General features: G+C 65.3%; 8 protein-coding genes and 3 pseudogenes. 7 read left to right on the top strand and 4 right to left on the bottom strand.

The window, feature by feature from the left end:
* The first annotated feature begins 1,075 nt into the window (after positions 1 to 1,075).
* Positions 1,076 to 2,546 (top strand): annotated as a pseudogene (locus IPK20_16945) (DegQ family serine endoprotease).
* A 99-nt stretch (positions 2,547 to 2,645) separates the two neighbouring features.
* Here IPK20_16945 and IPK20_16940 read toward each other — a convergent pair.
* The 4 genes and pseudogenes from IPK20_16940 to IPK20_16925 form a co-directional block, all read right to left on the bottom strand.
* Complete coding sequence (locus IPK20_16940) at positions 2,646 to 3,257, bottom strand: pyridoxamine 5'-phosphate oxidase family protein (GenBank protein MBK8018245.1); 612 nt, start codon at positions 3,255 to 3,257, stop codon at positions 2,646 to 2,648.
* Positions 3,258 to 3,283: 26 nt separating this feature from the next.
* Positions 3,284 to 4,806 (bottom strand): annotated as a pseudogene (locus IPK20_16935) (CoA-acylating methylmalonate-semialdehyde dehydrogenase).
* A gap of 278 nt (positions 4,807 to 5,084) precedes the next feature.
* Positions 5,085 to 6,576: pseudogene (locus tag IPK20_16930) on the bottom strand (M81 family metallopeptidase).
* A 27-nt stretch (positions 6,577 to 6,603) separates the two neighbouring features.
* Positions 6,604 to 7,947, bottom strand: a complete 1,344-nt coding sequence (locus IPK20_16925) for an aspartate aminotransferase family protein (GenBank protein MBK8018244.1) — start codon at positions 7,945 to 7,947, stop codon at positions 6,604 to 6,606.
* A 254-nt stretch (positions 7,948 to 8,201) separates the two neighbouring features.
* Here IPK20_16925 and IPK20_16920 point away from each other — a divergent pair, with 254 nt between their 5' ends.
* The 6 genes from IPK20_16920 to IPK20_16895 all read left to right on the top strand — a co-directional run bounded on the left by IPK20_16920 (position 8,202) and on the right by IPK20_16895 (position 13,857).
* Entirely contained in the window at positions 8,202 to 9,119 is a 918-nt protein-coding gene (locus IPK20_16920; GenBank protein MBK8018243.1) for a glutathione S-transferase family protein, read from the top strand.
* Positions 9,120 to 9,132: 13 nt separating this feature from the next.
* On the top strand, positions 9,133 to 10,329 hold the full coding sequence (locus IPK20_16915; GenBank protein MBK8018242.1) for an acyl-CoA dehydrogenase family protein: 1,197 nt from the start codon (positions 9,133 to 9,135) through the stop codon (positions 10,327 to 10,329).
* A gap of 92 nt (positions 10,330 to 10,421) precedes the next feature.
* Positions 10,422 to 11,609 carry an acyl-CoA dehydrogenase family protein gene (locus tag IPK20_16910; protein ID MBK8018241.1) on the top strand — a complete coding sequence of 396 codons (1,188 nt, stop codon included), beginning with the start codon at positions 10,422 to 10,424 and terminating at the stop codon, positions 11,607 to 11,609.
* 158 nt (positions 11,610 to 11,767) lie between these two features.
* A complete protein-coding gene (locus IPK20_16905) occupies positions 11,768 to 12,625 on the top strand; it encodes a 3-hydroxyacyl-CoA dehydrogenase family protein (GenBank protein MBK8018240.1) in 858 nt (285 codons plus the stop codon).
* 36 nt (positions 12,626 to 12,661) lie between these two features.
* Entirely contained in the window at positions 12,662 to 13,123 is a 462-nt protein-coding gene (locus IPK20_16900; GenBank protein ID MBK8018239.1) for a MaoC family dehydratase, read from the top strand.
* Positions 13,120 to 13,857, top strand: coding sequence for a 2-phosphosulfolactate phosphatase (locus tag IPK20_16895; GenBank protein MBK8018238.1), 738 nt, complete (start codon positions 13,120 to 13,122; stop codon positions 13,855 to 13,857). The genes IPK20_16900 and IPK20_16895 overlap by 4 nt, the downstream gene beginning before the upstream one ends.
* The last annotated feature ends 41 nt before the right edge of the window (positions 13,858 to 13,898 follow it).

Raw genomic sequence — 13,898 nt, 5'->3', positions numbered from 1 at the left:
CCAACCGGAAGGCGACCGCCACGCTCCGCAGCATCGAATTGAAGAAAGCGGCAGGAGTCCCCTTGTGAATGAGGGCGTCCGGGTCGTCACCAGTCTCGGTGTAGAGCCGGGAGTGCCGGGTGATCCGGCGTGCTGGAAGTAGCGCGCGTGGTCCGAGATCTAGCATCGGGGCCAGCAGAAGCGGTGCGTATGGGAGGTGTGCATGTTGACCATCGATGGATCCGAGATTCTAGGAAGGCCTGATGTGCGTGCATCAACGCAGCGCCGGCAAAGCGAGCTCGGGGTGGGTGTTCAGTCATGCAAGAGGAGGGTCGTTTCGACCTCTCCTGTACCCGGGGGGCGCGGAACGTCCCAGCACGAGGCCGGCAAGGGAACGAAGTTAGTGCCTCGGGTGCGAGGCTTTGTAGAGGCTCGGATTGCTTTCAGCAGGACGGGCTTCGGAGAGCCTTTCTTTCGTCTCTGCCGGGGTCTCCTCGCCGGCGTCGAGTGCTTGTTTCACTGGGAGTTGGTCTCCTGATGTTCTACGGGGTTGGTATTGGTCTCCCGCCCCCGATGGCCTGTCTGTTTGCACTGACTGCGCCAGCTCCTCAAGTGCAGGAAAATTGGGAAGAACGCTGCCGGCCCTGGGCTGGAAAACGCAAACGTGTAAGCCAGGGCGACGAGATGGCGAGGCCGCTGCAAAGGGGCGTGCGAAGAAACCTGTCGGGCAACGGCTACGCCTTTGACGGACTGCCGGTCGCCCCCATTTGCCTGTCTCAAGATTTTCCCCTGGGCTTCGAGACGACCCTGGGCCGCGAAGTGCGCTTTCCACCGCACGAAACCGCGCTGGCGGGCCTGAGAGCCGTAGAAATGTCGGGAACCGGAGACGAACGAGCAGCACAAAATTTTCCGACACCTGCGGCGCGATCGAGCGTTGGGCCCATCAGACACCCGTTGCTATTCCGGGAGAGGGTGCGGGAGATCGTGACGCAGTGCCTAAGAGGATTCCGTCCGGCGGATTCACGCGCCGGGAACCTGGACAACGCGCCGTTGTTCTAAACGGCGTCATCCGACTTATCGATGCGGAGTCGTTCGAATGAATAAATCCGTCGTTGCCTCGGCTGTCGCTGCCGCATTTGCCACGGGCCTGTTCGCAGCGCAGTTCGGTCTGGAAAAGCGCTGGTGGGCGAAACGCATGCGGTGCCCAAGACGGTCGCCGTCGATCCTTCTTCTCCCACAGGCTCGAGCACACCCACACACTGTCGGGCAATCTTCCGATTTCAGTGCTCTGGTGGAGAGCCAGGGTCCCGCCGTGGTGAACATCAGCGTGTCGAAGGTCGTGAAGAACGGCGTGCCCAATGGCATGCAGGGTGTTCCCGAAGATCTGCAGGAATTCTTTCGGCGGTTCCAGCCGCAGCCTCGCGGGCCCGAAGACGGCTCGCCTGTCCCGCAGGGCGTGGGCTCCGGTTTCATCATCAGTCCCGATGGTTACGTGCTGACCAACGCGCACGTGGTGAAGGACGCAGACGAAGTGACGGTGCGGCTCACCGATCACCGCGATTTCCCGGGCAAGGTGATCGGCGTGGATTCCCGGACGGATGTCGCGCTGTTGAAGATCGATGCCGACAATCTGCCATCCGTACGCGTGGGCAGCCCGGATTCGGTGAAGGTCGGCAACTGGGTCGCCGCGATCGGGTCTCCGTCGGCCTGGAGAACACGGTCACGGCCGGCATCGTCTCCCGCGAAGTCGCGCAATCTGCCCAGCGACGCCTACGTTCCGTTCATTCCAGACGGACGTTGCAGTCAATCCCGGCAATTCCGGCGGGCCGCTGTTCAACCTGTCGGGCGAAGTCATCGGCATCAATTCGCAAATCTACAGCCGCACCGGCGGGTACATGGGATTGTCGTTCGCGATTCCCATCGACGTGGCCATGAAGGTGAAAGACGACCTGCTCAAGTACGGCAAGGTCAGCGCGGCCGCATCGGCGTGACGATCCAGCAGGTGAACAAGATCTCGCCGGTACGTTCGGCCTGGACAAGGCACGTGGCGCATTGGTCTCCGGCGTGGAGAAAGGGGGCCGGCTGATTCCGCAGGATTGAAGGTGGGCGATGTCATCCTCTCGGTCAACGGGAAGCAGATCGATCAGTCCATCGATTTGCCGCGGATCATCGGCGAAGGCCGACCCGGCAGCGACTTCAAACTGGAGATCTGGCGTGAAGGCAAGTCTCGCGAATTGGGCGTGAAGCTTGGCGAAACGCCATCGGAGCAAGGGGCCGAGGCGGCACAGCCTGCCATGAAACCCGCGAAGCTGGGACTGGTGGTGCGTCCGCTGAGCGCCGAAGAGACGAGCCGGCTCCAGACACGCAGCGGCGTGGTGGTCGAGCGAGCGGAAGGACCCGCGGCCAAGGCGGGCATCCGGCCGGGCGATGTGATCGTCGCGCTCAACAGCGAGCCGGTGGATTCTCCGGAGAAGCTGCGCAGCCTTATCGAACACTCCCGGGACCGCGTGGCGATTCTGGTTCAGCGAAACGATGCGAGATTCTTCGTGCCGGTGCCGCTGAGCTGACGCTGTCGCACGGAAGCATGAAAGGCCGCCCTTGGGCGGCCTTTCTTCGTTCCACTACCCGTCTGCGGGCCGCTTCAAGTCTCGCGTTTTCCCCGGGCGTCAGAGATCCGTCCGATACCGTTCGCGCACGCCTGCGTCGAACGAGTCCACATCGCACTCCGGCAGTCCCCGGTTGGCCGCGATCTCGCGGCCGAAGGAGATGGCAATCGGATCCGGCCAGGAACCGGGAATCCACACGTCGCTGCGAAGAATGGATTTCGCGCAGTGGAAGTAACAGCGGTGGACACGGATGCGCATCAGCAGCAGCGCATCCCGGCCGCGAGCCCCGTGGCGGGCGCACAGCGCCGGATCGTCGTCCAGTTCGGCCGCACCTTCGATCCTGAGTGTCTCACCGGTTCCCGGGACTACCGCGGTGATGGCCACGCGGCCGTTGTCCAGGATGTTCCGGAGCGTGTAGACCAGCTTGTTGCCATGACGCTCGGGCAGCAGCACGGTCCTGTCGTCTTCCACTTGCAGAAAGCCCGGAACGTCGCCCTTGGGCGAGACCATCGGCTGGCCACCCGGATCCACGGTGGCGATGAACGCCAGCGGACTGCGGGAGAGAAATGCCTGTGCCTGTGGCGTGAGCCGGTCGTTGAATTTCTTCGCGACCGCAGGCTTGGGCGAGCCGATGATCTCCGTCAGGCGTTCGATCGATTGAATACGGGCCATCTGACTCTCCGCAGTACCGGGGCTGGCTATTTCATCGTCGGCATGACGAATTCGGCGCCCGCGCGGATGCCGGCGGGCCACCGGCTGGTGATGGTCTTCATGCGCGTGAAGAAACGCACGCCTTCGGGGCCGTACATGTGGTGGTCGCCGAACAGCGAGTTCTTCCAGCCGCCGAAGCTGTGGAACGCCATGGGCACCGGAATGGGCACGTTGATGCCCACCATGCCGATCTGCACGCGATTGGCAAACTCTCGCGCAGCATCGCCATCGCGCGTGAAGATGGACACGCCGTTGCTGAATTCGTGCTCGTTGATGAGCGTCAGCGCCTGTTCGAAGTCGTCGACGCGCACCACCGACAGCACCGGCCCGAAGATCTCTTCGCGATAGATGGTCATTCCGGGCTTCACATCGTCGAACAGGCAGCCTCCGAGGAAGAAGCCGTTCTCGCAACCCGCCGGCTTCAACCCGCGCCCGTCCACCACGAGTTTCGCGCCTTCGCTCACGCCCTTGTCGACGTAACCGGTGACCGTGCCCAGGTGCTGGGACGTGACCAGCGGCCCCATTTCCGCCGCCGGGTCCATGCCCTGATTGATCTTCAGCGCGCGAGCACGCTGGGCCAGGCGTTCGACCAGCATCGGCGACCCCACCCACGGCCACGGCCACCGAAATGGCCATGCAACGCTCGCCCGCCGCTCCGTAAGCCGCACCCATCAGGGCATCCACCGCCTGGTCGAGGTCCGCGTCGGGCATCACGACGAGGTGGTTCTTTGCACCGCCCAGCGCCTGCACGCGCTTGCCGTTCTTCGCCCCGGTTTCATAGATGTACTTCGCGATGGGCGTGGAGCCCACGAAGCTCACCGCCGCCACGTCCGGATGAGCGAGCAGCGCGTCCACGGCCGTCTTGTCGCCCTGGATGACGTTGAACACGCCGTCGGGAAGGCCCGCTTCGTTTGAGCAGCCTCGCCATCAGGAGACTGGCGGAGGGATCGCGCTCGGACGGCTTCAGGATGAAGCAGTTGCCGCAGGCGAGCGCCACCGGATACATCCACATCGGGACCATGGCCGGGAAGTTGAAGGGCGTGATGCCCGCGCACACGCCCAGCGGCTGGCGGACGGACCACGAATCGATGCCGGAACCGATCTGTTCCGTGAATTCGCCCTTGAGCAGTTGCGGAATGCCACAGGCGAACTCCACGACCTCGAGCCCGCGGATGACCTCGCCCTTGGCGTCCGAGAACACCTTGCCGTGCTCGGCCGTGAGAATCGCGGCCAGCTCGTCCATGTGCTGTTCGAGCAGATCCTTGTACTTGAACATCACCCGCGCGCGCTTGAGCGGGGGCGTTGCGGCCCAGGCCGGGAATGCGGCCTTCGCGTTCCGGACCGCGGCATCCACCTCTTCGTTCGACGCCAGCGCCGCGCGGCCCGTCACCACTCCGCGAGCGGGGTCGAACGCGTGGGCCGGGCGACCGCTGGTGCCCGGGGCTTCGCGGCCGTTGATCCAGTGGGGGATGTCCTTGATCTTGAGATTGGCGTCGAGAGGGCTGTTCATGGTTGGGCGATAGGTTACTGGCGATGGGTCTATGAGGATGGGGAGGGCGGGCTGTTCACGATCTTCTTCCCGGTCCTGTCCCGGGGAAAGTCTGATTCCTGTGCGCGACCCGCGTGCACTGATCGGTCCTTGCCTGGACGCGATTGTGACAAAGGCAGCCCGGCGTTACGAGGCTCGCGCACGAGAAATGTCTCGAATGGCCGGGGCCTGACGGTGGTCGGGCGGTGCGAACATCCGACCCCCTGCCATCGTCGACAGGAAGTGCCGGGCCGGCCAATTCAACGATGCCCGGCCGGAAACTCGTCCAGGGGGTAGATCGGGCGGCGGAGCTTCCTGTACTCGAAGGCCGTCCAGTCCGACGTTCCCACACCGGGTGCGTCGCAGAAGACCATTCCCCTGGCGATCGGCAGGAACACCGGCCGGAAGTACATCCGTGACTTGAGCAGGAGGAAGCGCTTGCGGGTCGGGTCGATGCCCACGCTGGTGAATACCGCGCGGTCCCAGGGCTCCTGGTTGCGCTCGATCAAGACGATCTCCGCAGCGCCGGTGTCCAGCACGGCCGTCCGCCCCATGTAGCAGCGCATTCCGGTGAACTGCGGGCCCGTCACCGTGTACTTCCCCATCGGTGATGGCACGAACGACGCCGGTCAGACGCAGCGGTTCTCCCTTGCGCCCGATGGCCGGCATGTCCATCTTGCCGCCGATGTCCAGGGTGACCGTGGCCCCGACGCCGGCCTCGATCATGCGGGCGACGGCTTCCGGATCCCGCGTCGGGCCGACCGCAATGCCCGTGAGCCCGGCGGCGAGCGCCTCCCCGCAGCACATGGTGTCCTGGTTCGCACCTGACGCACAGTTGTCGGCGTGATCGAGCAGCAGGATCGGCCCGCCGTGTTCGTCAGCCAGCTTGGCTTCTGTCAGCGCGTCCGCCAGCGGCCGGCCCCGGTAGATGAAATCTTCCTTGCGGGCCCAGGCAATGTCGAGAATCCGTTCGCACTCGTCCCGGGCTTGCTGCGCATTGCCGTCCGCGACGGTGACGACGCTGATTCCGGCATCGCGGATGTCCGCCTGCTGAAAACCGCCGAAAGAGGAGGCCGCGAGCAGTCCGCGCCGTTCGGCCTCGCGCGCCGCGTCCGTGAATTCCTTGTTCGGCCCCTCGTTCGTGTTCTGCCTGAGCGTGTGTGCCAGCAAAGGCCGGTTGCCCCAGGCCATGACGGGCTTCACCTCGCCCTTGATGGCACGCCACAGGATGCTGCCGGCGAGGTGCCCGGCTTCGTACTGATCCACGTGCGGATACGTCTTGTACCCGGCGATGACCGTCGCGTTGCGGACCATGGCGTCCGTCACGTTGGCGTGCAGGTCCAGCGACACCGCCAGAGGTGCAGTCGGAGCCACGGCCCGCACCCGCTCGAGCAGCGTGCCTTCGCCATCGTCCGTGCGGTCGGCCACCACCATGGCGCCGTGCAGGTCGAGGAAGATCGCGTCGCACCCCTTCGCGATCTCGTTGCAGAGGATCTCGCAGAACCGGTCGTAGGCCGCGCCATCCACCGGACCGCTGGGATTGGCCCAGGCCGCGAACGGCGTCACGATCCGCGCACCCTCCGCCTGTGCCAGGTGAATGAAGGCCGCCATGGGCAGCCGCGTGTCCTTCATGGCGTCGAATGCGGCCTGACCGAGAGCAGGCCCCCCATGGCCACCGAAGGATTCCCAGGGGGTGGGCACAGGGGAAAAGGTGTTCGTCTCGTGCTGCAGCTGGGCGATGATGACTTTCATGGGGTGGGAGGAATGCGACGTTCCCCGTTACGGCAGCGTTTTCAGCACGTCCCGCACGGTCTCCAGGATCTGGTCGATCTGATTCTTCTCGATGATGAGCGGCGGGGACATCGCGATGGTGTCGCCGGTGGTGCGGATGAGCACGCCCTTCTCGTAAGCCCGCAGGAATGCCTCGAACGCTCGCGCGGTCGGCTTGCCCGGCATGGGTTCGAGCTCGATGCCCGCCACGAGACCGATATTGCGGATGTCGATGACGTGGGGCATGCCCTTGAGCGAGTGGACCGCATCCTCCCAGTACTTCGACAACGATTCGGCACGCTCGAACAGCCCCTCGGAAGCGAACAGATCCAGCGTCGCCACGGCTGCAGCGGCCGCCAGCGGATGACCGGAGTAGGTGTACCCGTGATAGAACTCGATCGCGTTGGCCGGACCGGTCATGAACGTGTCGTAGATCTCGTTCCTGACGATGACGGCGCCCATGGGCACGGCGGCGTTCGTGAGCGCCTTCGCGCAGGTGATCATGTCCGGCGTTACGCCGAACGTCTGCGCGGCGAAGGCCTTGCCGGTGCGGCCGAAGCCCGTGATGACCTCGTCGAAAATGAGGAGGATGCCGTGGCGCGTGCAGATCTCTCTCAGTTTCTCCAGATAACCCTTGGGCGGCACCAGCACGCCGGTGGAACCCGCCACCGGCTCGACGATGACGGCCGCGATGTTCGACGCGTCGTGCAGCGCCACGAGCTGTTCCAGCGATTCGGCGAGATGCGCGCCCCACTCCGGCTGACCGCGGGAATAGGCATTGGCGCTCAGGTTGTGCGTGTGGGGCAGGTGGTCCACATTCGGCAGCAGGCTGCCGGCGAAGACCTTGCGGTTGGCGACCATGCCGCCGACGGAGATGCCGCCGAAGCCCACGCCGTGATAGCCGCGTTCCCTGCCTATGAACCGCGTACGGGTTCCCTCGCCGCGAGCGCGGTGGTAGGCAAGAGCCATCTTCAGAGCCGTGTCGACCGCCTCGGAACCCGAATTGACGAAGAACGCGTGACCCATGCCTTGCGGGGTGATGCGCACGAGGCGTTCCGCAGCCACGAAGGCGGCCGGGTGATGCAGCTGGAAACCCGTGACGTAGTCGACGTTTTCGGCCTGGCGCTTGATGGCGTCCACGATCGGCGCACGGCAGTGGCCCCCGTTCACCGCCCAGAGCCCGGCGATGCCATCGAGAATCTGCCGGCCGTCGATGGCCGTGTAATGCATGTCCTTCGCCGATACGAGCAGGCGAGGCTGCTGCTTGAACTGCCGGTTCGCCGTGAACGGAAGCCACAGCGGGTCCATGTTGAGGTCTTGCAGGGTTTCGGGGATCAGGTCGCGGATGTTCATCGGCTGCGTTCTCCAGAGAGCCCCGTCGACGGACGGGAGCGGCGACACGTCGAGAACTGCCGAGTATAGCCCCGCCCACCCCCACGAGCTATCATCGCCCCACTGGAGTGCCTCCCGAGTGCTGGCGGTGCATGGCGCCCCGCGGTGGTCCGCCGCGGCGGACCGGGAGCGTTCCGGCGAGCGACGATCCGCCGGGGCGGTTCGTCCTCCGGTCCGTGCCACCACGTCCCCGGCCAGGGCCGGTGTCCAAGAACATGTCCGAAGTCATCCTGCACCACTATCCAGCCTCGCCGTTCGCGGAGAAAGTGCGCCTCATGCTGGGGTTCAAGGGGCTTGCCTGGCGTTCGGTGACGATTCCGCGCTGGATGCCCAAGCCCGACCTCACGGCACTCACGGGGGGCTACCGCCGGACCCCCGTCATGCAGATCGGCGCGGATGTTTTCTGTGACAGCGCGTGCATCGCGCGGGAACTGGAACGCCTGCGGCCCGGCCCGGCGCTGTTTCCCGCCCGCGACAAGGGGCGCACCACCGTGATGGGCGCCTGGGCCGACCGGACACTCTTCTTCGACGTCGTCGGCGTGGTGTTCGGCACGCACGGCCATACGGCGCCGCAAGAGCTTCGCGACGACCGGCACCGGTTCTCGGGCGGTGCCATCGACATCGATCGATATGCCGCCGATCAGACGCACATCCGGGCTCAGCTTCGTGCTCATCTGTTCTGGCTCGAGAACACGCTGGAAGACGGCTGCGGATTCATGCTGGGCGACACGCCGACCTACGCCGATTTCTGTGTGTGGGGTCCGGTCTGGATGCTGCGCAACCGGGTGCCCGAACTGGGGTTGCTGGACGACACCCCGCGGGTGCGCGCCTGGGTCGAGCGGATGAGCGCGTTCGGTCACGGCGCACCCGCGGAGTTCGATGCGAAGGATGCTCTCCGTACAGCCCGGGAATCCGTGCCGCGGCCGGTCGAACCCACGCATCCCGAGTTGCCCGCCGGAATGGAGATCGGTCAGCGCGTGACGGTGGCCGCAGACGACTACGGCAAGGAACCGGTGACAGGGTATCTCGTGGCGTGCAGCGCCCAGAGGGTCATTCTGCGTCGCGGAGAGCCCGCGGCTGGGGAAGTGAACGTGCATTTTCCGCGTGCGGGTTTCCGCCTCACGCAGGTGTAGGAGACGACGAGCCATGGATCTCAATTTCACACCGGACGAGATCGCCTTCCGCGACGAAGTCCGCGCATTCATCAAGGCGAACCTTCCGCACGAACTGTCGCGCAAGGTGATCGAACACAAGCGTCTGTCCAAGGAAGACTACGTCACCTGGCAGAAGATCCTGCATGCCCAGGGCTGGATTGCGCCGCACTGGCCGGTGGAGCATGGCGGCTGCGGCTGGAACCCGGTGCAGCGGCACATCCTGGAGGAAGAAAGCGCAGCGGCCGGCGCGCCGCCCGTCATCGCGTTCGGCGTCTACATGGTCGGTCCGGTGATCTACACGTTCGGCTCACCGTGGCAGAAGCAGCATTACCTGCCGCGCATCCTCTCCTCCGAGGACTGGTGGTGCCAGGGCTATTCCGAACCGGGTTCCGGATCCGATCTCGCATCGCTGCGGACACGCGCCGTTCGCGAGGGCGACTACTACATCGTGAACGGGCAGAAGACCTGGACCACGCTGGCGCAATACGCGGACATGATGTTCTGCCTGGTGCGCACCTCGGCCGAAGGCAAGAAGCAGGATGGCATCTCGTTCCTCCTCATCGACATGCGCACGCCGGGCTTGGAAGTGCGTCCCATCATCACGCTCGACGGCGAGCACGAGGTGAACGAGGTCTGGCTGCAGGACGTGAAGGTTCCGGTGCAGAACCTGGTGGGGGAGGAGGGGCGCGGATGGACCTACGCCAAGTTCCTGCTCTCCAACGAGCGCACCGGCATCGCGGCGGTATCGCGGTCCAAGCGGGAACTCGCCTACCTCAAGGCCATCGCGTCGAAGGAACGCTCGGGCGGCCGGCCGCTCATCGAGAGCCCCATGTTCCGCGACAAGATCGCCCGGGTGGAGATCGACATCATGGCGCTCGAGATCACCGTGCTGCGCGTGCTGTCGGCCGACCGGCAAGGCAAGCCGCTGGGGCCTGAAGCCTCCATCCTCAAGATCAAGGGGACGGAGATCCAGCAGGCGCTCACCGAACTCATGATGGAAGCGGTGGGGCCCTACGCGCTGCCGCATCTGCCCGCCCAGTGGAGCGATCACTGGCTGGGCGAACGGGTGGGCCCCGACTACGCCGCGCCTCTTGCCGCGCGCTATTTCAACTATCGCAAGGTGAGCATCTACGGCGGGTCCAACGAGATCCAGCGCAACATCATCGCGCAGAGCGTTCTCGGGCTGTAGCGAAGGTCCGAACCATGCGCGCCTCCCGCGCGCATGCGTGAGACCGCCCCCGGGGCGCCACATTCATCCACGTCACCCGCACAGAGCCGATCATGGATTTCGAATACACGGACGAGCAGCGAATGCTGCAGGACTCCATCCGCAAGTTCCTCGAGAAGAACTACAGCTTCGAGACGAGAAAGGAAATCATCGCCTCGCGCGTGGGCTACAGCCCGCTCGCCTGGGAAGGGCTGGCGTCCGTCGGCGTGCTGGGGCTGCCGGTGCCGGCGGAATTCGACGGCTTCGGCGGCGGCGGTGTCGAGACGATGATCGTGATGGAGGAGCTGGGCCGGTTCCTGTGCGTCGAGCCTTATCTGGCCACCGTCGTGATGGCGGCCGGATGCGTGGGTGCCGTCGGCACCCAGGATCAGAAGAGCTACGTGCTGCCGCGGATCATGGATGGCTCCATGCGTCTTGCCTGCGCGTTCGGAGAACCGGGTTCGCGCTACGACCTGGCGCACGTCGAGACCACGGCACGCGAGGACGGCGGATTCTGGGTCCTGAACGGTTCCAAGTCCGTCGTCGTGCATGGCTCGGTGGCGGACTTGCTGATCGTGTCCGCACGCACGAGCGGCAACGTCACGGACCGGGAGGGGGTGAGCCTCTTCTTCGTGAATCCGGGCGAGGACGGAGTGGCCGGCCGGGAATATCCGACGTACGACGGCATGCGGGCAGCGGAGCTCGTGCTGGAGAACGTGCACGTCAGCGCCGACTCGCTCATCGGTGTCGCGGACAAGGGCCTGCCCGCCGTGGAACTGGTGGTGGACCGTGCCATCGCGGCGATGTGCGCGGAAGCCGTGGGCATCATGGAGTCGCTGAACGCCGCGACGCTGGAGTATCTCAAGACCCGCCAGCAGTTCGGCGTGCCGATCGGCCGCTTCCAGTCGCTGCAGCACCGCATGGTGGACATGGTGATGAACTGCGAGCAATCGCGCTCCATGGCCATGCTGGCCGCGGTCAAGGTGGACGATCCCGATCCCGTCGAACGGCGCCGCGCGGTGTCCGCGGCCAAGGAACTCATCGGTCGCAAGGGGCGCGCCGTGGCGCAGGAAGCGATCCAGCTGCACGGCGGCATCGGCATGACCGAGGAGCTCGCCGTGGGGCACTACGTGAAGCGCCTGACGGCGATCGACACGATGTTCGGAGATGCCGACTACCACCGCGAACGTTTCGCGCTGGCCGGCAGCATCGCGGCGGAGCCGATCCTCGCGAAACCGCGGTCCAAGTGGAAGCAGATCTGACGCGAAGTGCGGCGGGCGACAGCCGAGGCGGTGTCCCGGGCGGTCCGGTGTCCGGAACTGACGTTCTCCTCCCGCCGGCGTGCCGTTCCTCGAACGTCACCAGCCGGCGCGCGGCCACGTGTCTGCCACTCGAAGTCCTTAACCAAGCAGGAGCGAAGATGATCGACAAGGTGGGAGTCATCGGCGCGGGGCTCATGGGCGCGGAGATCGCGCTCGTGTGCGCGCTGGCGGGCAAGGACGTGCTGCTTGCCGACACGTCCCAGGACAATCTTTCGCGGGCGCTGGCCAATCTCGGCAGGGTCCTCGACAAGGGCGTGCAGCGCGGCTTCTATCAGCCGGCGCAGAAGGACGAGGCCCTCGCGCGCATCCGGACCACGACCGATCTGGCCGGATTTGCCGACCGCCAGCTGGTCGTCGAGGCGGTGTTCGAGGACGAGCAGGTCAAGGCGGGCATCTTCCGCATCCTCGACAAGGTGTGCCTGCCCGACGCGATCATCGTGAGCAACACCTCCACCATCTCCATCACCATCCTCTCCTCGTACGTGAGTCCCGAGCGCAGACCCAACTTCGCCGGGACGCACTATTTCTCTCCGGTGTCCCGGATGAAGCTTGTCGAGGTGATTCCGGCGATCGACACCGTCGAGGACACGGTGAATGCGCTGTTGCAGTTCTCGCGCGACATCGGCAAGACGCCCATCCGTGTGAAGGACGTCGTCGGTTTCGCGGTGAACCGGGTGCTGCACGTCTTCCTGATCGAGGCGATGCGGCTGGTGGAGGAGGGCGTGTGCACAGCGGAAGAAGTGGATGTCGCCTGCCGTCTGGGCCTGGGCCATCCCATCGGACCCTTCGAACTGCTGGATGCGGTGACCAACGGCCTGTCGCTGCAGGCGCAGGAGATCCTTCACGATGCCTACGGCGAACGCTTCCGCCCGCGTCCGATTCTCAAGCAGATGGTCAAGGCCGGGTACAACGGCAAGAAGGCGGGCCGCGGCTGGTACCGCTACGGCAAGCCCTGACAGGTTCGCAATCTCTCATTCCCTGAGCGGCACATCATGATCTATTTCGAGGATTTCAAGGTCGGCGAGACCGTGGAGATGGGCAGGCGCCTGGTCGACAAGGACGAAGTCGTCGCCTTCGCGAAGGACTTCGATCCCCAGCCTTTCCACGTGGACGAGGAAGCCGCGCGCAAGAGCTTCTTCGGCGGGCTCATCGCGAGCGGCTGGCATACCGTGGCGATGGTCATGCGGATGATGTGCGACAGCTATCTGCTGGACTCGGCAAGCCTCGGATCTCCCGGCGTCGACAACGTCAAGTGGTTGAAGCCGGTGCGCCCCGGAGACACCATCCGGGCGATGCGCACCGTCCTGGAGGCGAGGGCGTCGAAGAGCAAGCCCGAGGTCGGCATCGTCAAGTCGCGCTGGGAGGTCTACAACCAGAACGACGAGCTGGTGATGACCATGGAAGGGTACGGCATGTTCGCCGTGCGCGATCCGGTGCGTGAGGGCGGCGCATGAGGACCCGGTCCGGGCCCAAGGTGCATGTGCTGTACCGCAAGGAAGATCTGGACGGCGTCAGGGTCGAGGGCAAGGTGGTCGTGGTGCTGGACGTGCTGTTCGCCACTTCCACGATCGTTGCGGCGCTCGCCAGCGGCGCTCGCGACGTGATCCCCACGCTCGACGAACAGGCGGCGCGGAACCACGCATCGGAACTGGAGGAAGGTTCGTACGTGGCGTCCGGAGAGCTCTACGCGGAGACGCTGCCGGGTTTCGTGTCACCCACACCGCTCGCGCTCGCCGCACACGGCATCGTCGACAAGACGGTCGTCTACTCCACCACCAACGGCACGGTCGCGCTGCAGAAGGCCGCCGGCGCAGCGCACGTCTACGCCGGCGCGCTGCTCAACGGCGAAGCGCTCGTGGAGTGCGTGACCCGCGAACATCCCCGCGAGACGGTCGTCCTGCTCTGTTCGGGCTCCGCAGGCAATGTGAACCTGGAGGACATGGTGGGGGCGGGATACCTCGTGGATCTGTTCGCCCGCCGGCTGGACGGCGCCGGGGATCTTTCGGACGCAGCCGTGGCGGTCCAGCACCTCTATGCAGCGATGGATCCGCTCGAGGCGCTCATGCGATCCCGCGTCGGCAAGCTGATGGTCGAGCGCGATCTCGCGCACGAAGTGGAATTCGCGGCACGCCGTTCCGTGCTGGACGTGGTGCCGAAGCTGAAGGACGCCCGGCTTCGTCCGGCCTGATCGGCGAGTCCGGTACCCTCCCCGAACTCCGAGGAAGATGA

The sequence above is a fragment of the Betaproteobacteria bacterium genome, assembly GCA_016713305.1.
Classification (GTDB): domain Bacteria; phylum Pseudomonadota; class Gammaproteobacteria; order Burkholderiales.
Note: the sequence above shows the minus strand (reverse complement) of the source record. Positions and strands in the feature narration are given on the sequence as shown.